The organism is Pseudomonas sp. Irchel s3f10, assembly GCF_900187515.1.
Classification (GTDB): domain Bacteria; phylum Pseudomonadota; class Gammaproteobacteria; order Pseudomonadales; family Pseudomonadaceae; genus Aquipseudomonas; species Aquipseudomonas tensinigenes.
Genome location: NZ_FYDZ01000004.1, coordinates 116644 through 136458, shown reverse-complemented (window position 1 = coordinate 136458; position 19815 = coordinate 116644). Strand labels below are relative to the sequence as shown.

Annotated in this window: 14 protein-coding genes and 4 tRNA genes; 5 read left to right on the top strand and 13 right to left on the bottom strand. The window is 57.9% G+C overall.

Features of this window, described 5'->3' with window-relative positions; all coding sequences use genetic code 11:
- Positions 1 to 116: 116 nt before the first annotated feature.
- Positions 117 to 1079, bottom strand: coding sequence for a zinc-binding dehydrogenase (locus CKW17_RS12045; protein WP_095119987.1), 963 nt, complete (start codon positions 1077 to 1079; stop codon positions 117 to 119).
- A 138-nt stretch (positions 1080 to 1217) separates the two neighbouring features.
- On the opposite strand from CKW17_RS12045, the gene CKW17_RS12040 reads away from it, so the two are divergent.
- Both CKW17_RS12040 and CKW17_RS12035 read left to right on the top strand, forming a co-directional pair.
- Positions 1218 to 3302 (top strand): carboxy terminal-processing peptidase, encoded by a 2085-nt coding sequence (locus CKW17_RS12040; RefSeq protein WP_176470064.1) that lies wholly within the window; start codon positions 1218 to 1220, stop codon positions 3300 to 3302.
- A gap of 132 nt (positions 3303 to 3434) precedes the next feature.
- A complete protein-coding gene (locus CKW17_RS12035; protein WP_095119985.1) occupies positions 3435 to 5225 on the top strand; it encodes a bifunctional diguanylate cyclase/phosphodiesterase in 1791 nt (596 codons plus the stop codon).
- A gap of 37 nt (positions 5226 to 5262) precedes the next feature.
- On the opposite strand, the gene CKW17_RS12030 is transcribed toward CKW17_RS12035, so the two are convergent.
- The 7 genes from CKW17_RS12030 to CKW17_RS12000 all read right to left on the bottom strand — a co-directional run bounded on the left by CKW17_RS12030 (position 5263) and on the right by CKW17_RS12000 (position 13384).
- Positions 5263 to 5679 (bottom strand): hypothetical protein, encoded by a 417-nt coding sequence (locus CKW17_RS12030; RefSeq protein ID WP_095119984.1) that lies wholly within the window; start codon positions 5677 to 5679, stop codon positions 5263 to 5265.
- Positions 5680 to 5687: 8 nt separating this feature from the next.
- A complete protein-coding gene (locus CKW17_RS12025) occupies positions 5688 to 10448 on the bottom strand; it encodes an RHS repeat-associated core domain-containing protein (RefSeq protein ID WP_095119983.1) in 4761 nt (1586 codons plus the stop codon).
- Positions 10449 to 10687: 239 nt separating this feature from the next.
- On the bottom strand, positions 10688 to 11095 hold the full coding sequence (locus CKW17_RS12020) for an SEL1-like repeat protein (RefSeq protein WP_095119982.1): 408 nt from the start codon (positions 11093 to 11095) through the stop codon (positions 10688 to 10690).
- Positions 11096 to 11467, bottom strand: coding sequence for a hypothetical protein (locus CKW17_RS12015; RefSeq protein WP_003223109.1), 372 nt, complete (start codon positions 11465 to 11467; stop codon positions 11096 to 11098).
- Positions 11464 to 11805, bottom strand: a complete 342-nt coding sequence (locus tag CKW17_RS12010) for a helix-turn-helix domain-containing protein (protein WP_095119981.1) — start codon at positions 11803 to 11805, stop codon at positions 11464 to 11466. Before CKW17_RS12010 ends, CKW17_RS12015 begins: the two co-directional genes overlap by 4 nt.
- A 112-nt stretch (positions 11806 to 11917) precedes the next feature.
- Positions 11918 to 12373, bottom strand: a complete 456-nt coding sequence (locus tag CKW17_RS12005; RefSeq protein WP_016987828.1) for a YkvA family protein — start codon at positions 12371 to 12373, stop codon at positions 11918 to 11920.
- Positions 12374 to 12667: 294 nt separating this feature from the next.
- On the bottom strand, positions 12668 to 13384 hold the full coding sequence (locus CKW17_RS12000; RefSeq protein ID WP_007919751.1) for an FKBP-type peptidyl-prolyl cis-trans isomerase: 717 nt from the start codon (positions 13382 to 13384) through the stop codon (positions 12668 to 12670).
- Between the two features lie 269 nt (positions 13385 to 13653).
- On the opposite strand from CKW17_RS12000, the gene CKW17_RS11995 reads away from it, so the two are divergent.
- On the top strand, positions 13654 to 15462 hold the full coding sequence (locus CKW17_RS11995) for a di-heme-cytochrome C peroxidase (RefSeq protein ID WP_095119980.1): 1809 nt from the start codon (positions 13654 to 13656) through the stop codon (positions 15460 to 15462).
- The gene (locus tag CKW17_RS11990) at positions 15459 to 16622 is read left to right on the top strand and encodes a catalase family protein (RefSeq protein WP_095119979.1); all 1164 of its coding nucleotides are present in this window, start codon (positions 15459 to 15461) and stop codon (positions 16620 to 16622) included. Before CKW17_RS11995 ends, CKW17_RS11990 begins: the two co-directional genes overlap by 4 nt.
- On the opposite strand, the gene CKW17_RS11985 is transcribed toward CKW17_RS11990, so the two are convergent.
- The 5 genes from CKW17_RS11985 to CKW17_RS11965 all read right to left on the bottom strand — a co-directional run bounded on the left by CKW17_RS11985 (position 16604) and on the right by CKW17_RS11965 (position 18726).
- Positions 16604 to 17986, bottom strand: coding sequence for a hypothetical protein (locus CKW17_RS11985; protein WP_095119978.1), 1383 nt, complete (start codon positions 17984 to 17986; stop codon positions 16604 to 16606). The two genes, CKW17_RS11990 and CKW17_RS11985, sit on opposite strands and share 19 nt — an antisense overlap.
- Before the next feature lie 205 nt (positions 17987 to 18191).
- Positions 18192 to 18268, bottom strand: a tRNA-Asp gene (locus tag CKW17_RS11980).
- Between the two features lie 19 nt (positions 18269 to 18287).
- A tRNA-Val gene (locus CKW17_RS11975) sits at positions 18288 to 18363 on the bottom strand.
- 191 nt (positions 18364 to 18554) lie between these two features.
- Positions 18555 to 18631: transfer RNA gene (locus CKW17_RS11970), tRNA-Asp, on the bottom strand.
- A 19-nt stretch (positions 18632 to 18650) separates the two neighbouring features.
- Positions 18651 to 18726, bottom strand: a tRNA-Val gene (locus tag CKW17_RS11965).
- A gap of 159 nt (positions 18727 to 18885) precedes the next feature.
- On the opposite strand from CKW17_RS11965, the gene rdgC reads away from it, so the two are divergent.
- Positions 18886 to 19806 (top strand): recombination-associated protein RdgC, encoded by a 921-nt coding sequence (gene rdgC, locus CKW17_RS11960; RefSeq protein ID WP_064390914.1) that lies wholly within the window; start codon positions 18886 to 18888, stop codon positions 19804 to 19806.
- Positions 19807 to 19815 lie beyond the last annotated feature (9 nt).

The window sequence follows — 19815 nt, the reverse complement described above, 5'->3', positions numbered from 1 at the left end:
CACCCCGAACCTGAGTTCGACTCCATGTGTCAGGTCGATGTAGCTCGGCAGAACAACCCGGTCAGTCCCCTCTCCCTTTGGGAGAGGGTTAGGGTGAGGGGCTTTTCGCCTTGATCTCAGCTCAGACTTTCGTCAATCACCAATACCAATTTTCCAGAAACGGTATTACTCGCCAACTCCGCAAACGCCGCCTCGGCATCCTTCACCGCAAACGCCTTGGCCAACTGTGGACTCAAGCGCCCCTCAGCAAACAACGGCCAAACCTGCTGGCCCAGATCACTCAACAGATCCGCCTTGAACTGATCATCCCGGCTGCGCAACGTCGAGCCCAGCAGTTGCACGCGCTTGGCCAAGACCTGCGCCAGATCCAATTTGGCCTCACGCCCGCCCATCAAACCGATCAACACCCAGCGCCCATCCAGCGCCATCAGCTTCAGGTTCAGCGCCGAGTAATTGCCGCCAACCGGGTCGAGAATCACATTGAACGGCCCGAAATCACGCAGACTCTCCAGATCATCGGTGCGCACTACCCCGCCCTGGGCGCCCAGAGCCTCGCAGTAGGCCAAACGCTCGGCCGAACCGACGCTGACCCAGCACGGATTGCCGAACGCCTTGCACAACTGAATGGCGGCTGAACCGATTCCACTTGCGCCGGCATGCAGGAGAACTTTCTCACCCGGTTTGAGCGCCGCAAGTTGAAACACATTCAGCCAGACTGTTGCATAAACCTCGGGCAATGCCGCGGCCTCGATCAGCGAGACGCCTTCGGGAACCGGCAGCACGTGCCGCCCGTCGACGACCACCTCTTCAGCCATGCCGCCCCCGGCCAGCAAGGCGCAAACCCGATCGCCGACCTGCCAGGCACTGCCCGCGCCAACCTCGCTGATGACCCCGGAGCACTCAAGACCGAGCACTTGGCTGGCCCCTGGCGGTGGCGGATAAAGCCCTGCTTTCTGTAATAAATCGGCGCGATTGAGGCCTGCCGCCGCCACTCGGATGCGGACTTGTCCTACATCGCACGTAGGACTCGGCTCTTCAACCCATGCCACTTGACCGTCAACGCCTTGCAATGCCTTCACAGTGCCTCCATAGTGAGTCTGGACTGAGCCCGAAGCTGTAGCGCCGGGCTTTTTGCATTATGCGACCGGCTCTCGTAGAACCGGCGACTTCAAAGACGGCCTAATATGCGTTATCAATTGTCCCCGCGTCGAATCAGCATGAAGCATTTGCTCCCCAGCACCGCCCTCGCTCTTTTCATCGGTATCGGTTTGTTGCCGGTGTCGGGCAATACATTCGCAGCCAACAGCTGGGACAAATTGCAGCCTGATCGCGATGAAGTCATCGCCAGCCTGAACGTCGTCGAGTTGCTCAAGCGTCACCACTACAGCAAGCCGCCGCTTGACGATGCGCGCTCGGTGATCATCTACGACAGCTACCTCAAGCTGCTGGATCCGTCGCGCAGCTACTTCATGGCCAGCGACATCACCGAATTCGACAAGTGGAAGACGCAGTTCGACGACTTCCTCAAAAGCGGCGACCTCAACGCCGGGTTCACCATCTACAAGCGCTATCTGGACCGCGTCAAGTCGCGGCTGGACTTCGCCCTTGCCGAGCTGAACAAAGGCGTCGACAAGATGGACTTCACCACCAGGGAGACCTTGCTGATCGATCGCAAGGACGCCCCTTGGCTCAAATCCACCGCTGAACTCGACGACCTGTGGCGCAAACGCGTCAAGGACGAAGTATTGCGGATGAAGATTGCCGGCAAAGAGCCGAAGCAGATTCAGGAAACCCTGACCAAGCGCTACAAGAACCAGCTGGCGCGCTTGGACCAGACCCGTCCGGAAGACATCTTCCAGGCGTACATCAACACCTTCGCCATGTCGTACGATCCGCACACCAACTATCTGTCGCCAGATAACGCGGAAAACTTCGACATCAACATGAGCCTGTCCCTCGAGGGCATCGGTGCCGTGTTGCAGAGCGACAACGACCAGGTGAAAGTCGTGCGTCTGGTGCCGGCAGGCCCGGCCGACAAGACCAAGCAGGTCGCCCCGGCCGACAAGATCATCGGCGTTGCCCAAGGCAACAAAGAGATGGTCGACGTCGTCGGCTGGCGTCTGGACGAAGTGGTCAAGCTGATCCGCGGCCCGAAAGGCACCGTGGTGCGTCTGGAAGTGATTCCGGCGAGCAATGCGCCGAACGACCAGACCACCAAGATCGTGCCGATCACCCGGGAAGCGGTGAAGCTCGAAGACCAGGCCGTGAAGAAGTCCGTGCTCAACCTGAAACAGGACGGCAAGGACTACAAACTCGGTGTCATCGAGATTCCAGCCTTCTACCTGGATTTCAAGGCGTTCCGTGCCGGTGATCCGGACTACAAGAGCACCACCCGCGACGTCAAGAAGCTGCTCACCGAACTGCAGAAAGACAAAGTCGACGGCGTGGTCATCGACCTGCGCAACAACGGCGGCGGTTCCCTGCAGGAAGCCACCGAGCTGACCAGTCTGTTCATCGACAAAGGCCCGACCGTACTCGTACGTAATGCCGATGGCCGTGTCGACGTACTCGAAGATGAAAACCCGGGCGCGTTCTACAAAGGTCCGATGGCGTTGCTGGTCAACCGCTTGTCCGCCTCGGCTTCGGAGATCTTCGCCGGCGCCATGCAGGACTATCACCGCGCGCTGATCATCGGTGGCCAGACCTTCGGTAAAGGCACCGTGCAGACCATTCAGCCGCTCAACCATGGCGAACTGAAACTGACGCTGGCCAAGTTCTACCGGGTTTCCGGGCAGAGCACCCAGCATCAGGGCGTGCTGCCGGACATCGACTACCCGTCGCTGATCGACACCAAGGAAATCGGCGAGAGCGCACTGCCGGAAGCCATGCCGTGGGACACCATCCGCGCGGCGATCAAACCGGCGGCCGATCCGTTCAAGCCATTCCTTGCCCAGCTCAAGTCCGAACATGACACCCGCACCGCCAAGGATGCCGAGTTCGTGTTCATCCGTGACAAGCTGGCCCTGGCGCAGAAACTGATGGAAGAAAAAACCGTCAGCCTCAACGAAGCCGAGCGCCGTGCCCAGCACAACGACATCGACGCCAAACAGCTGACGATGGAAAACATTCGTCGCAAGGCCAAAGGCGAAGAGCCGCTTAAAGAGCTGAAGAAAGAAGACGAAGACGCCCTCGCGGCCGCCGACCCGGACAAGGTCAAACCAGAAGACGATGCCTACCTGAGCGAAACCGGGCGCGTCCTGCTGGATTACCTGAAGCTGAGCAATCAGGTGGCCAAGAAGTAAGGTGATGGCAATTTAGTGCTGACGATCCCCGGATCGTCATCAAACAGTCATCATTCTGTCGTGCAATAAAGGACTGGGAGCTTCTCTTGAAAAAGAGCGCTCCCAGTCCTTTTTTTATCGCCAGAGATTGCCATGACCACGACCGAACAGCTGAGTGCCTTGAGCTCGATCCTGACTCAAAGCGGTTTACACAGCCTGTTCCAACCGATCATCAGTCTCTCGGAACGGCGCATTCTCGGCTACGAAGCCCTCACGCGCGGCCCGTCCAACAGCCCTCTTCACTCGCCGATCGCACTGTTCGCCGTGGCCCGTCAGGCCGGGCGTTTGAGCGAACTGGAAATCGCCTGCCGCCAGAGCGCTTGCCGCCGCTTCAACGAGCAGCAACTGCCGGGCAAGTTGTTCCTCAACGTTTCCCCCGAATCCTTGCTCGAAGCCGCGCATCAACCGGGGCGCACGTTGCAGTTGTTACAGGACTTCGGCATTCCGCCGAGTCAGGTGGTCATCGAACTGACTGAACAAACACCCATCGACGATTTCCAGTTGCTGCAAACGGCCTTGCATCACTATCGGGCGATGGGTTTTTCCATTGCGCTGGATGATCTCGGTGCCGGCTATTCCAGCTTGCGGTTATGGTCGGAATTGCGCCCGGATTACGTGAAGATCGATCGGCACTTCATCGATGGCATTCATCAGGACGCGCTGAAGCGCGAGTTCGTCGGCTCGATCCTGCAAATCGCCAAAGCCTCACGCGCACAAGTCATTGCCGAAGGCATCGAGTTGCCGGAAGAACTCGCAGTGCTGACTGAAATGGGCGTCGATCTGGTGCAGGGTTATCTGCTTGGCCGCCCCCAGGAACACCCACCGCGCGATGCCCGCGCCTTGATGCCCAAACACGACAGCAGCAGCGTTGCGCTGAACGACGAAGGCAGCGACCTCAGCGCCCTGCTCAACGACCAACCGGCCGTGCATCGCGACACACCCACCGCCAACGTGCTGGAAGCCTTCCGCCGTCAGGCCAACCTCAACTCCCTGGCGGTACTCGACGAACAAGGCCAACCCTGCGGCATCGTCCATCGTCATTCCCTGTCCGATGCCCTGCTCAAACCGTTCGCCACCGACCTGTTCGCGCGCAAACCGATCAGCCGCCTGATGAACGACGATTTCCTCGCCGTGGAAATGAGCCAGTCGCTGCAACAAGTCAGCCGCCTGATCACCAGCCGCGCCCGCCAACGCATCGAAGAGGACTTCATCATCACCCTTAACGGCGGCTACCTCGGCCTTGGCAGGGTGATCGACGTACTTAAACTGATTACCGAACTGAAAATCCAGCAGGCGCGCTACGCCAACCCGCTAACCCTGCTGCCCGGCAACGTGCCGATTCAGCAATGCCTGACGCGGTTGCTGCAACAAGGCCGCGAGTCGGTCATTTGCTACGTCGACATCGACAGCTTCAAACCCTTCAATGACATCTACGGCTATGGTCGCGGCGACGAAGTCCTTCTGTGTCTGGCGCAATGCCTCAACGAGCGGGTAGACCCGTCCCGCGACTTCGTCGGGCATATCGGCGGCGATGACTTCCTGCTCGTCTTGGGCCCCGAAGACTGGCGCAAACGACTCAATCAACTGCTTGATGACTTTCAGAGCCAATGCCGACGCTTCTACCGCCCCGAACACCTTGAGGCGGGATGTTTTATTGCGCCGAATCGCCAAGGGGTGCGGCAGGAGTTTCCGCTACTGTCACTGTCCATCGGCGTCGTGCATCTACATCCCGAAGCCTGCGCGCACCTCGATGCCAGCCAACTCGCGGAAATGGCTTCCCAAGCGAAGCATCATGCGAAGAATGTTCCGGGGTATAGCGTGCATGTGATTGATAGTCTCATCGCTTCAGACCTCCATCCATCGCAACTAGTCGGCCAACGTTGATTTCTTCAACTTCGCGATTTAGCTAGATCAATCAAAATCACCATTGTGCTTGATCTTCAAGACTCGCTCGAAGTAAATCATCCTTCCATGACTCACTTACGACTTCGTATATATGTTCAAAAAAACCACGAGCGTCTATTATTTGTGTTTCGTCCCATGCAAGCACTCTCGGATCTTCATAGTCACTTTCAAACTCTCCAGAAAAATCAAAACAAGCATCCTGCAAATGGCTTTCAATGAGATTGTAAATCAAATATCTATGACGATAGGTTAAATAATCAAACTCAGGAACAATGAAGTTTTTAATTATTTCTTGTCGATCATCATACTTATTTGGATCGTAATTCCACAATGCCTGACCAAGCGTCTCTTCCCGATCATAAATCGATATTCCACTCAGAACGTTAGAGAGCCGGGGCTCATATGGCAACTTTGTAAATGGTAGCATCAACATAAGTTCACCTATCTTGGAAAGCCAGTAAATGGTCGTGTAACATCTCGCTTATCAAACTTCACTTCTGCCCCATCCAAGCTATCTATATAACGAGGATTGCTTAGATCTCTTGTATTGGGCTTGTAGCCACGGCCTGCCCCTGGCAGTTTCATCCTAACAATAGGGTTTTGGTCAGCATCATATCCTGTCGGCTCAGGATTTTTTTTATGCATTCTAGATAAAGCAAAATGCAACGCTCGAAATTGCATCATCCAACTACTGAATTGAGAACTCGGGCCCACCATCCCTCTAACGCCTTTTTTTGTTGGATGCGAGCCGTCTATTGACCTCTGCTTTAAAGCTGCATCATCAATCTCTGGCCCATGTTTTTCTACTGAGTGCATTCTGTATTGTCTGTTCCAAGCTAATACCTGACGCTTAGCTTCAGCTTCATTTTGCGGCCCATCTTTGCCAACAGCCGGAACGACAGGTAACCCTTGATTTACATTAGGCTTGTTAGCCTGAGTTGGTACTGAGCACTTCTGGTTCTTATTTTTTTTGGGTGGCGGGCAGTTAGAACTCAACCCCAACGGATCCACCCACCCCGTCGGATTCGGCACGTACTGGTACTGATTCAGCCCACCGGCCAACTTGATCGGATCCGGCGTCAGATACCGCCCCAATCTCGGGTCGTAATACCGGTGGCGGTTGTAATGCAGGCCGCTTTCGCCGTCGAAATACTGCCCCTGAAAGCGCAGCGGTTGGTTCAGGTAGTCTTCGCCGGCCAGGGTCAGCGCGGCGACTTTGCCGTAGGCGTCGTATTGCGCGGACCAGACGATGTCGCCGCTGTAGTCGGTGAGTTCTTGCGGGGTGCCGAGGTGGTCGAGTTGGTAGTAGAAGGGGCAGGCTTTTTTCGGGCCTTTGCCGTCGAGCAATGCCAGCGGGCGGAAGGTGCCGGGTTCGTAGACGTAGCTGCGGTATTCGTGTTCGCTGCTTTCGGCGACGAGGTGGTCGCCTTGCCAGAAGAACTCGGTGGTCTCGCCGTTGACGGTTTTTCGGATGCGTCGGCCGAAGGCGTCGTATTGGTAGGACGCGGTCTGGCCGTCGGGGCGGGTCAGGCCGATCAGGCGGTGCTGGCAGTCGTAGCGGTATTCGGTGACGAGTGTTTGTCCGCGACCACGGCGTTCGCGGATCAGGTTGCCGAAGGCGTCGTAGTCGTAATGGCGGTCGCCCTGCATCAGCAGGCGGTTGCCCTTGATCTGGCTCGGGCCAGGACGGTCCTGCATCAGCAGGTTGCCGGCCGGGTCGTGGGCGAAGCTTTCCGGCAGTTCGTCGCGTGAGTGACGAACGCTGATCAGGCGATCGAGGGCGTCGTAGCCGTAGGTACGCTGGCCGTGGCGGCTGTCGGCGATGTGCGCCAGATTGCCGTTGGCGCTGTAGGCATAATCGCGGCGGTACAGTGAATCATGCTGATGGCCTACAGCGTGGGCGAGCAAACGGCCCTGGTCGTCGTAGGCATATTCGCTGAGCAGCAGACCTTGCTGGCGTTGTTGTTCGCGGCCCGACTGGAAGACATGGCGGGTCAGCGAAGCGCCATTGAGGTCGATGGCGGCCAGTGCACCGCCCTTGGCGTAGTGATAGTCGAGTTGGCTGTTGTCCGGCAGGCGCATGCGCTGGAGCTGGCCGCAGACGTCGTAGCGGTAACGCAGGGTGCCCCAGCCCTGATGTTCGGTGATCAGCCGGTCCTGACGGTCGTACTCGAAGGCCAGCGGGTGTTGCTGACCGTCGTCGACACTGATCAGTCGGCCGAGGCGGTCGTATTGATAGCTGACCTTGAGGCCGTCGGGCAGGGTTTTGGCCAGAAGACGCCCGGCAGCATCGCGCTCATAAGCGGTGAGCAAACAAGAGCCGTCATCCCCAAACTCGGTCTTCTCCAGCAGATGGCCGTTGAGGTCATAGGCGTACGCGGTACGGCGGCCGTCAAAACCGCTTTCCTGACGGATCAGCCCGGTCGGCGTGTAGTCGATCCGGTATTTTTCCCCGGATTCGTTTTCGATCTCGGTGAGCAGCAGTTGCGCATGGTCGTAGCGGTACTGCACCCGCGTGCCGTCGGGGTTGATCCGCCGCGAAACCAGGTGCAGGTCGTCGTCGTATTCATAGCGGGTAATGCGCCCGAGCTCATCGCGCTCGGCGGTGACCTGACCGTAGGCGCCGTAGCTGTAGGCGCGGGTGCTGCCGTTAGGAGATGTCGTCTGGATCAGTCGGCCGATGGCATCCCAGTGTTGACGGGTGACCGCACCGTGTTCGTCCGCTGTCGTGGTCCGCCGCCCCAAGGCATCGTAGGAAAAACGCCGCACGCCGCCGTCGGGCAAGGTCTCTTCGGTCAACTGGCCAAGGCTGTTCCAGACCAAGCGATGCCGACTGCTGTCCGGGTAGCGGATCGACAGCAACTGACCCCGGGTGTCGTAGTAGTAATGGGTGACCTGACCGTCAGGATCGACCGCTTCGGTGACATCGCCCTCGGCATTGCGTCGGTAGATCCACACCGCGTCACCGCAAGAGCGTTTATGCAGGAAACCGTTGCGATACTCGTAGGACGTGGGTGCCTCGTCCGGCGGAATCAGCGCGATCAGCCGTCCGACCTCGTCGTAGCGGTATTCGGTGACGGCGCCCAAGGCATCCTGCTCGGCGATCAACCGCCCCGAAGAGTCATAGGCCTTGAGCTGCTCGCCACCGTCCGCCGAAACTTTACGCACCAGCCGCGCACGCTCGTCGTGCACGTAAACCTCTTCGGTGCCATCGACGTAATGCACCGCGACACTGCCGTCGTCCTTCCAGGCGTAACGGGTGTCCATCTGCGAAAACGACGCCCAGTGACGCACGCAACGCGCGGCTTTCCCCGACCGTTCCCACTCCCAGAAGAAACTCGCGCCGCCAGCCAGTTGCCGCTGCAGGATCACGTGAGCGTCGTCGTAGTCGTAACGCTCGCTGTCGCCGACGGCGTTGGTCGCTTCGATCAGGTGCTGGTAAGCGTCGTAGCGGTAACTGACCAGCGCTTGTTCAGTTACCCACTCCGCGTTCTGAAAAACCTGGTAATCCACACCCAGCAACTGCGCCCGGTCATAGCGCAACAGCAGCGAGCGCCCGGCACCGTTGTCCAGGCGCTGCACCCGGTCAGATCGATCGCGCTGTACCGTCAGACGATTGCCATAGGCATCGCTGATCGCCGTCAGCCGTCCTGCGCGAAAGTGATAGAACCGCGCCGTGTCCCCGGCCAGCGCGAGGATCAGCTCCTCCGGTTCATCGCCAAGGAAAATCGCCGCCCGTGACAGGCTGTTGTGAATTGCCGGTCGTTCAACGCTCGGCAACGGAAACCGCGTACGCCGGTTCTCGTGGTCGACCCAGACCACAAAGTCGCCTTCAAAGACCAGCCGATGCGCCAGCGAATGACTCCAGCCAAACCCCAACCCGACATCAATCTCGACGGCGCTCGAGCGATACAACCGTGTGAACTCAAACGGCAACACGCCATCAAGCACCGCATCGCTCAGGGTCAGCAGCTCTTCGCCGGTGACCATCGACACCGGGCAACCATTGGTGCAGGTGAAGGGCACGCAATCGGCGCTGTCGCCGTTGGGGTTTTTCGCCTGATCCGGCGAGTCGTCGTGAGGCTCGTCTTTCTTCAACAAGGTGTTGCGCTGCGCATTCCAGCGCAATTGCATCCGACCCTTTTTCACCCCGGCGGCGATGCCTCGGGCGGCAACGCTTTTGTATTGATCGACGTATTTGATGAAGCCCTCGACGATGCTGAACATCGCCTGCACCAAACGCTTCACCGCCGACAGCAACTGAACGGCGCGATCCGCCAGACGCAGCGTCAGATAAGCGATGCCTGCGCCACCACTGACGAACGTCAAGACGACGCTGATCAGCACATCGATAAGCAACTGCACCATCATCATCGATGCCGCTTCAGCGGTTTTGCCGGCGATTTCACTGGGCGGGAGCATCTCCAGCCAAAGGCTGGCCGTACGCAGCAACAAGCACAGTGCAGCTTCGTCACTGACCAGAAGTTGAAGCTTTTCCATGACGTCGGGGGCTGTCGCTGCCAGCGCCATCAACTGCGTGGCGCCCTCACCCAACCGCTCGGCGAACGCTCCGGGATCCTTGAGAATGTCCGACAGCAAACCAATGCTGTCCCACACCCCCTCGATCGCCGCCCAACTCCCGGCGAGCATGCCGTTGCCCGCTGCCGTCGCCACCGACTGCGACCACTGCGGCTTGAAACCCTGCCACTCGCTGCGCAGCCAGCCATCCAGCTCAGCGGTCAGGCCGTCATAGGCTTTGAAAAGATCCTCGACCTGATCCGGAGTGACATCGCTGTGCACCAGCACCCGATAGAACTTTCCAGGTACTCCTTTGAAAGAGCCCTTGCCTTGCGCATCAAGGGTGATGGGGGTGGTTGCCCCACCGTCCATGGCGATCACATCGACCACGATGTTGCCGAGCGGGATGTCGTAGGCCGACTCGAATTTGCTTTCGATCAGCATCGGGCCGCTCTCCGGGCACTGGACGACGCCGGAGAAAAATTCGTTGTCAGTGCTACTGACCGCAGTGCTGTCGGAGCCGAAGCGAATGATCCGCTCCATACCCATCAGTGACGGCAGATCTGCGGCGTGGCTGACCTTGTCCGCCGCTCGACTGGCCCAATGCTTGAGCTGTTCGCGGTAAATACTGAGGGTGGCGGGAAAGCTGTCGAGTGCTTGCTCGATGCGGCTGACGGCTTCCATCAGCGCACGCGGATGTGCGAAGTGGACTGAATAAGCAGATCAAACATGAGCGTTCCCTCGCGCAAAAATTAGGCGCGGGAACTGTGCGGGGGATCAATCAGGAAAGAAGTCAGGCAAGTAGGCGATAACTGTAGGACTTGTCTGTAATAAATCGCTCATAGATAAACAAGCGCGCAAAAACGCAAACGCGGCGAGAGGAAAACCTCACGCCGCGTTTATTTGAGCGGACATAAATGGATTTACTGTGTTGAATCGCGAGTACTCAGCTCTTTCAATTTGAGCTCAGCCAACGGATGCCCGGCCTTGGCGGCCATGCCCCACCAGCGTGCAGCTTCGACAGGATCCGGCGACTTGCTCGGTGTTCCCGCCAGGCTGATCACACCGATCTGGTAAGCCGCTTTGCCATCACCCGCAAGTGCCGCCAGCCGCAACAGGCGCACACCTTCTTCACGTGCACCCAGGCCGACACCACGAAAGGTCAGGATGTGCCCATAGAAGCTTTGCGCATCGACATCGCCGAAGTTGGCCATACGCGCAAACTGACCTTCGAGCCAGCGCCAGCCGCGCGGTTGGCGAACAAACCATGACCAGTGAAACAGCCTGCGGGCCAGCCAGTAACTGGCTCGCGCCTTGAGTCGTAAAAACACTCAGGCCTCCGCCGATTCCGGGTACTCGTATTCAAAAACGCGGACCACTTCCGAGGCATGCCAAGAGGCCGCAGCAACACCATCCGACGGCCCTGAAAAACGTCCCAGACGTTCAACACATTCAAAGAAACCGGTGCGTGGCAGGCGACTCGCGCCTTGGCTGATCACCAGTGAACTGCGCAACGGTTGTTCGGCCTTGGCATCCAGCGCGGCCAGATGCTCAAGCGCGGCAGTCAAGGTTTGCATGGCCGGTGTCGGCAATTGCAACCGTTCAAGCAAGGCCCGATAAGTCAGCAGATGGCGCTGACGGCGCGCCTGATCCAGTTCTCCGAGCAATCCGTCCCAATGTTGACGACTGATGCGTACGCTCACGATTCATCCCTCCACCCTGGCACCGTCAGTTCCCAGGCCAGGCTGCGGCGAATCGCGGCGTCAGGCTGACGCTCGCCACTTTCGATCATGGCCAGATAAGACGGGCTGATGCCTACCGTGCGGGCCAGCGCCTCAATGGCGATGCCCTTCCCTTCGCGCAAACTGCGTAGTTGATCCAGGCCTGGAAGAATCGGGTCTGGTGTGGCCGCGAGCGGCGTGACTGCCGGACGCGACGGTGTTTCGTTGATGCCTGCTGCTTTTAGTAGAGCCTGATACTGAGCCCACGGCAGAACCGCGTATTCGGGTTCGCCATCGCGTGCAATTATCTGAATATCCATGACTACCCCGTAGGACAACAACACTTAGCGAGTCGGCACTTTTCCCTAGAAGTGTAATCCTAACAGCGGCCAAGGTCGCGGGGGGTATCTATCTGTACGAGGGTATTGATAATCAGGTTTTTTTCGGCCCCTGAAGTTGCAGTTGTTCGGGGGTATCCGGCAGGCGTTCGACGACGGCGAGTTTTTCCGGCTGCTGACGGTTGCGCCAAAGACGAAAAGCATTGAGTTCATCGTCGAGGGTTTTCATCAGCCAGGCGAGGACGGCAATGTCGTCGAGCATGCCGAAAACCGGAATGAAGTCCGGAATCGCGTCGACCGGACTGAGGAAGTACATCAACCCCGCCACGACCGAAATCAATGCTTTGCCACTGATGGCCCGATACTCGCCGCGCCAATAGGCCAGGCACAACGCCTGGAGTAAACGTAAGTCGTCCTTGAGTTTACCGAGGCGATTGCCTTGCGCGGCGCCTTTGCTGGCGACCGCAAACAATAAGGTCGGCAAGCGGCCGCGTGCCAGCAGGCGACCGGCCAGGGGCAGGAATCGAGCGAAATTCCACGGAGCTTTCATCTATTCCTCCCGTTGAAATGTTATCCACACAAATTGTGGATAACCTTGTGAACAGAGCTGCATTTCAGCGCTGAAAGCCCCGTTTCATAAGGGCTGCGCTCAGATCGGGCGTTTTTTACTCACATAAAAAACCCCAATATTTCATTGACTTGGCTGCTCAGGGCGGCTAGCGCGGGCAGCCTCAATGGCTATGACTCTCGCGACCGACATCGGTTCGCTCTGTTTACCCTTGCCAGACTCCAGATGCAACAACGCCCCGCATAAGCGAGGCGTTGTTGTTGAAGCCTTGACCAATTACTTGGCAGCAGCGGCTTCTTTGGCTGGATCCTTGATGGCCAGCAGTTCAAGGTCGAAGACCAGAACCGAATTGGCCGGGATTGCCGGGCTTGGCGACTGAGCGCCGTAAGCCAGATCGCTAGGGATGTACAGTTTGTACTTCTCGCCAACGTGCATCAGTTGCAGACCTTCAACCCAACCCGGGATCACGCCGCTTACCGGCAGATCGATCGGGCTGCCGCGCTCGACGGAGCTGTCGAATACGGTGCCGTTGGTCAGCTTGCCGGTGTAGTGAACAGTCACTACGTCAGTCGGCTTAGGCTGTGGGCCGTCGGCTTTCTTGACCACTTCGTACTGCAGACCCGAAGCGGTGGTAGTCACACCGGCTTTCTTGCCGTTTTCTTCGAGGAATTTCTTGCCGGCGGCTGCCGACTCTTCGCTCATCTTGGCCATGCGCTCTTCAGCACGCTTTTGCAGTGCAGCGAAGGCTTCGACCAGTTCTTCATCTTTCAGCTTCTGTTCTTTCTTGCCAACGGCATCTTCGATGCCCTGGGCTACCGCTTTGGAGTCCAGATCATCCATGCCTTCCTGAGCCAGGCTCTTGCCCATGTTCAGGCCGATACCGTAGGAAGCTTTTTGCGCCGGGGTTTTCAGCTCTACGCTGGTCTGCGAATCACAACCCGCGAGGACCAGGCTAACCAGGGCAACCGCCGCCGCCAACCGATGCTGTTTCATGCTATTTCCTTGTTCATGCGCCGAAAGGGCAATCGAGTAAAGCCGCGAGCTTATCAGGCCGCCACGACCAATGGCTACCGGCATGAGAGCAGGAAACTTCCGATAAGTTCAGGGATTAAAACGCATTGGCGCGAAGCGACGATGAAGCTTCTGTCATCTTGTCCCGACAATCAGCGTCGTTTCTTCTTGCATCATCTGGCGTAATGGCCACTTGCCGCATAGTGCAGGCTCAGGCATAACAGCGGAACAATTCGACAAGGATGTTTATCTTGCGCCTTTTATTCCGTGTGCTGACCCTGATCGTCGTGCTGCTGGGACTCGTGCTCGCAGTGGTGCTGTATTACGTCGCCAACCCGAAATTGCCTTCCTATACCCCCGCCGAGCAGGTGCATTACCTCGATCAGTGGAGTGACGAAGACCGGCAAACCTACTATTTCACGCCTCAGGGTACGCAGGTCAAAGGCCTGCGCTATGAGTGGTTCCAGGCGTTGGAACTGCCCTTCTCGGCGCAACGTTTCGCCTCGCCCGATTACCTCGCGCGTTTCGGTTTTCTGATTGATCCGCAGCAGAAAGCCACGGCGAACAATCCGGGTAACCTCCCCGTCGGTTTTGCCCGGCACCAGAATCCCGGCAGCTCCGAGCAATATCTGGACATCACTTGCGCCGCTTGCCACACCGGCGAATTGCGTTTCAAAGGCCAGGCCGTACGGATCGACGGCGGTACCGCGCAACATGTGTTGCCTTCCAGTGTTCCTACTTTGCGCGGCGGAAGTTTCGGACAAGCTCTGGTGGCAAGTCTGACCTCGACTTACTACAACCCATGGAAATTCGAACGCTTTGCCAGAACCGTGCTGGGCGACGAATACGACGCGCGCCACGAGCAATTGCGCAAAGACTTCAAAACTTCACTGAACACATTCCTTAAAGTCGCCTGGAACGATACCCATCGCGGCCTCTACCCGACCGAAGAAGGTCCCGGCCGCGCCGACGCCTTTGGACGCATCGCCAACGCGACATTTGGCGATGCAATTTCCCCCGCCAACTACCGCGTGGCCAATGCCCCGGTGGATTACCCGCAGCTCTGGGACATGTGGACGTTCGATTGGGTGCAGTGGAACGGCTCGGCGCAGCAGCCGATGGCGCGCAACATCGGCGAAGCGTTGGGCGTCGGCGCCACCCTGAATTTTTTTGATGCCAACGGTCAGCCGTTACAAGGCACTGCACGCTATGCCTCCAGCGTGCGCGTGCGTGATTTGCACAAGATCGAAGAAACCCTGCAAAAGCTCAAGCCGCCCGCCTGGCCAGAGGAGCTGCTTGGCGTCATCGACAAACCAATGGCAGCCAAGGGGCGCACGCTGTTTGCCGAGAACTGCGCCGGTTGTCACGTACCGCGCCAGACGCAGGAGGGTCAGCGCTGGGTGCAGCATTTGCACATGCTGCCGGTCGATGTCATCGGCACCGACCCGACCGCCGCCAACAATATCGCCACCCACCGTTTCGACCTGACCGCCCTGCAATGGGATCTGAAGGAACTCGAAACCCTGGACGTCAAACTGCATCCGACGCCCAAGGAACCTCTGGACCTGAGCCAACTGTCGGTGGCCAGGGGCCTGGCTTATGTCACCGCCTTCGTCGAAGACCGCGCCTACCGCGACGCCAACGTCACCGCACAGGAGAAACCACGCTTGGACGGCTTCGGCTTGCCCATCGGCGTGCGCGAAAAAGTCGCTTACAAGGCGCGCCCTCTGGCCGGTGTCTGGGCTACTGCGCCATTTCTGCACAACGGCTCGGTGCCGAGCATTTATCAGTTGCTGTCGCCGCAAGATGAGCGCGCCACGACCTTTTTCAAAGGCACATTCGAATACGATCCGCGACATCTGGGTTATCGCACCGAAGCCTTCACCAATGGCTTCCTGTTCGACACGCGCATCACTGGCAACCACAACAGTGGCCATGAATTCCGCGCTGGCGAACGCGGCAACGGCGTGATTGGCCGGCTATTGCAGCCCGAAGAACGCTGGGCGCTGCTTGAATACCTGAAAGTCCTCGGCGGCCCACTGGAGGCGCAACTGCCATGATCTCGGCCTTCAAGAAAGAACTGCCGCTGTTGGCCAGAGTCTGGTTGTGGCTTGGACGCCTGCTTGGCAAAGTCCTGCTGATAATGGTCGTCATCGGCCTGCTCGGCTGGGCCACTGCCACGGCATGGTTTGCCTGGCAGCACCACGGCCCGGTTTCGACGCTGGAGCAGATTCCGCCCGGCGAAGCTGCGATGACTCAGGACGTGATTCAGACTGCCGTGCGCATCGTCGATCAACATCGCGAAAGCACACGGTATCTGCGCGACGCACATGCCAAGGCGCATGGCTGCGTCAAGGCTCAGGTGCAGGTTCTGCCGGAACTGGCGCAGTCGCTGCGCCAAGGCGTATTCAGTGAGCCAGGCAAAACCTGGCAGGCAATGATTCGCCTGTCCAACGGCAATGCCTACCCGCAGTTCGACAGCATCCGCGACGCCAGGGGCATGGCGATCAAACTGCTGGACGTTTCGGGAAAACAGTTGCTCGACAACCGTCAGGCAGCGCATGAACAGGATTTCGTGATGTTCAGCCATCCGAACTTCTTTGTCAGCGATGTCGCCGAGTATCGTCAGAATGTGGCAGCGCAGGCTGAGGGCAAGAAGGTCATGGCGTTTTTCCCCGGGTGGGACCCGCGCAGCTGGCAGATCCGTCATTTGTTTATTGCCCTGGCAACATTGTCGCCGCCGCCGGACAGCCCGACGGCGACTACATACTTTTCGGTTTCGCCCTACAAATTCGGCGACGCGAATGCAAAGTTTCGTGTAGCACCCGATCCGGACAATTGCCCCGCTTACACATTGCCCAAACAGAACCACGACCTGCCGAACTTCCTGCGCAGCGCGTTGAATCAGCAGTTGTCGGCGGATCGGGTGCCGGCCTGTTTTATGCTGCAAATCCAGCGCCAGGATGCCAATAAATACATGCCGATCGAAGACACCAGCATCGAATGGCGTGAGCAGGATTCGCCTTTCGAAACCGTAGCGCGAATCACGCTGCCGCCGCAGGACTTCGATGATCCGGCGCTGAATCTGCAATGCGACAACCTGTCGTTCAATCCTTGGTTTGGCGTTGAGGCGCATCGCCCGATCGGCGGCATCAACCGGCTGCGCAAAGCGGTGTACGAGGCAATTAGCGACTATCGCCATCAACGCAACGGCGAATGATCCGAATGGCGCCTGCTGGCAACAACGCTGGTCGATGCCGTGATCCTTCCCATGGTGGGCCAAGTCTTGCTCGGGAACAGAACACTGAGGATCCCGGCGTCGGCAACTTTGTCGACAAATATCGTTGGCGTGATCCCGCCAGTGATCAACTTCTGCTCAAGGCCTTGCGCCAGTTCGACAAGCAGCGTGCGGACCTTGGGCATGACCGGCTTGGCGAAACGTAGCACCGCCCCATCACGGGTGATGGCGAAAACACGTTGATGAGGTGCCACGATTACATGGTCCAGACTGACCTTGAGGTCCGCTACAGAGAAGAAATTCTGCTGAAGGTCCACTTCGCTCGGAGCCAGACGTGCCGTTGGTAATGGCTGAATTGAATGGTAAATGCCGTGCACACGAAATTCGCGGGGGATCAATGGATTGCCGTGCTGATCCTTGGGAAACAGTAGTGCCCGGTCGAAGCTGGCGTAAGGGCTGGAAACCGGTTCGGTCAGGATAAAAAAATCACTGACATTATGTTTGAGGATGAAGCCGACATTTGGCTGCGCTGCCGTCGACTCAGGTAATTTGGTATGCAGATAAAGCGCAACATCCTTGGCATCCCGAAAGATCGGCCCGAAGATCGGCATTGCTGAGTTTGCCGGCTGTACTTGCAGGATATCCGCCCTCCAACTGGCATTGAGATGGCCCCGGTGCCGCCAGAGATCACCGGTTACGATGACCGTTGTTGTTCCGGCGGCCAACGTCAGCAAGATCCACAGGCTGCTTGGAATCGAACCATCTTCATACAACTCCTCGAATCGTCGAGGCTGACCGTTACTTTTCCTGGTAAGTCGCGGCGAAAGCTCCTGCTCAAACGGCGAGTCTTTCGACGTGTATGACAGAAGCCCCCCATTACGCGCGGATAGATAGCATTTCGCGAATTTTCGGTGCGTATTCATCACTTCCGACAAATCCGAGATTGCGAAGAAACGATTACGCTGAATCCATTCGGTTGTGGCTTCATCGGCACCTTGCGCTTTCACCGGGCGGGCGTGAAAACTCGCCTCAAGGGTGAGGCCGCTCGGGACAATCAGCTCCCCCGCCGCGCTGACGAGTACAGCGGGTATGCCATGTTGCCCGGTGGTTGCGTCGCTCTGCTGGTTCTTGTCGCCGGCCATCGGCGCATCTATACGCTCTGCGCAAATGAATCGTGCATCAACGGTTTTCAGAATGAACCCTTTGAATTCGCCGTTTCGTGGGGCCTTCAACAGGCCGTGCAGGCAGGCAGCGGCGTCATCGCTGGAAAGAAAGGCTGGACTGGATGACAGGAACGACAGCGCTTGGCCGTCATCGGCGGCAGAAGTTTCAGCAAGATTTGGCATTGGATTGGCTCTCGTCGGGCAATTGGCTGGCTCTATGACGTAAAAGCGTCATGAAGAACATTGCTCATTGTCCGAAAGCGACGGAACCGGCAGGCACTACATAGTTATGGGTCGCGAAAAATACCCAAATCCCAGACAGCAAAAAGCCCGCACAAGGCGGGCTTTCTGTGGTGATCTGGCGTTCAGTGTTCCAGATTACCGAATATGGCGCAGCGGACGGGACTCGAACCCGCGACCCCCGGCGTGACAGGCCGGTATTCTAACCGACTGAACTACCGCTGCGCGAAACGCTTGAAACGAATGGTGGGTGATGACGGGATCGAACCGCCGACATTCTGCTTGTAAGGCAGACGCTCTCCCAGCTGAGCTAATCACCCTTCGCTTCGTTACGGGACGCATTATGCCACAAGTTTTCGTAAAGTGTTGATTTAATTGAAGTTTTTTTCAAATAAATCCGAAAACCAGTAAAACGACACATCCCGCGGGTACAACCTTGGAGCAGAAAAAAACCCGCCTTGGCGGGTTCTTCCGTGGTGACCTGGCGTTCAGTGGTCCAGGTTACCGAATATGGCGCAGCGGACGGGACTCGAACCCGCGACCCCCGGCGTGACAGGCCGGTATTCTAACCGACTGAACTACCGCTGCGCTAAACACTTGAAACGAATGGTGGGTGATGACGGGATCGAACCGCCGACATTCTGCTTGTAAGGCAGACGCTCTCCCAGCTGAGCTAATCACCCTTCGCTTCGGTGTGGCGCGCATTCTACGGAGCGACCCAACCTCTGGCAAGCACTTTTTTAAATAATTTTCTCAGGCCTTCCAAAGGCTTAGAGAAGGGTTGGCCTATGAGACGGCGAAGACAATAATGCCCCCCTTTGTATAAAGGAGAGACTCACCCCATGTGGTTCAAAAACCTGCTTATCTATCGCCTGACCCAAGACCTGCCTGTCGATGCCGAGGCGCTGGAAACTGCACTGGCCACCAAACTGGCGCGTCCATGTGCAAGCCAGGAGTTGACCACCTACGGTTTCGTCGCGCCGTTCGGCAAAGGCGAAGATGCTCCGCTGGTGCACGTCAGCGGCGACTTCCTGCTGATTTCTGCGCGTAAAGAAGAACGCATTCTGCCGGGCAGCGTCGTGCGTGACGCGGTCAAGGAAAAGGTCGAAGAGATCGAAGCCGAGCAGATGCGCAAGGTCTATAAGAAGGAACGCGACCAGATCAAGGATGAAATCATCCAGGCGTTCCTGCCGCGCGCCTTTATCCGTCGCTCGTCGACCTTCGCCGCCATCGCGCCGAAACAGGGCCTGATCCTGGTCAACTCGGCCAGCCCGAAACGTGCCGAAGACCTGCTGTCGACCCTGCGTGAAGTGATCGGCACCCTGCCCGTCCGTCCGCTGACCGTGAAAATGGCACCGACTGCAGTCATGACCGATTGGGTCACCACGCAAAAAGCTGCCGACGACTTCTATGTACTGGACGAGTGCGAACTGCGCGACACCCACGAAGACGGCGGCATCGTCCGTTGCAAGCGTCAGGACCTGACCAGCGAAGAAATCCAGCTGCACCTGAGCACCGGCAAAGTGGTCACTCAGTTGTCGTTGGCGTGGCAGGACAAACTGTCGTTCATGCTCGACGACAAGATGACTGTCAAACGTCTGAAGTTCGAAGATCTGTTGCAGGATCAGGCGGAACAGGACGGTGGTGATGAGGCACTGGGTCAACTGGATGCCAGCTTCACCCTGATGATGCTGACCTTCGGTGATTTCCTGCCGGCGCTGGTGGAAGCGTTGGGTGGGGAAGAGACTCCTCAAGGCATCTAAATCCGTGTG

What these genes read in the sequence shown, in the direction of transcription:
- CKW17_RS12040 (WP_176470064.1), top strand. Translation starts at nt 1,218, where the DNA reads ATGAAGCATTTGCTCCCCAGCACCGCCCTCGCTCTTTTCATCGGTATC.
- CKW17_RS12035 (WP_095119985.1), top strand. Translation starts at nt 3,435, where the DNA reads ATGACCACGACCGAACAGCTGAGTGCCTTGAGCTCGATCCTGACTCAA.
- CKW17_RS12030 (WP_095119984.1), bottom strand. Translation starts at nt 5,679, where the DNA reads ATGTTGATGCTACCATTTACAAAGTTGCCATATGAGCCCCGGCTCTCT.
- CKW17_RS12025 (WP_095119983.1), bottom strand. Translation starts at nt 10,448, where the DNA reads ATGGAAGCCGTCAGCCGCATCGAGCAAGCACTCGACAGCTTTCCCGCC.
- CKW17_RS12010 (WP_095119981.1), bottom strand. Translation starts at nt 11,805, where the DNA reads ATGGATATTCAGATAATTGCACGCGATGGCGAACCCGAATACGCGGTT.
- CKW17_RS12005 (WP_016987828.1), bottom strand. Translation starts at nt 12,373, where the DNA reads ATGAAAGCTCCGTGGAATTTCGCTCGATTCCTGCCCCTGGCCGGTCGC.
- CKW17_RS12000 (WP_007919751.1), bottom strand. Translation starts at nt 13,384, where the DNA reads ATGAAACAGCATCGGTTGGCGGCGGCGGTTGCCCTGGTTAGCCTGGTC.
- CKW17_RS11990 (WP_095119979.1), top strand. Translation starts at nt 15,459, where the DNA reads ATGATCTCGGCCTTCAAGAAAGAACTGCCGCTGTTGGCCAGAGTCTGG.
- CKW17_RS11985 (WP_095119978.1), bottom strand. Translation starts at nt 17,986, where the DNA reads ATGCCAAATCTTGCTGAAACTTCTGCCGCCGATGACGGCCAAGCGCTG.
- rdgC (WP_064390914.1), top strand. Translation starts at nt 18,886, where the DNA reads ATGTGGTTCAAAAACCTGCTTATCTATCGCCTGACCCAAGACCTGCCT.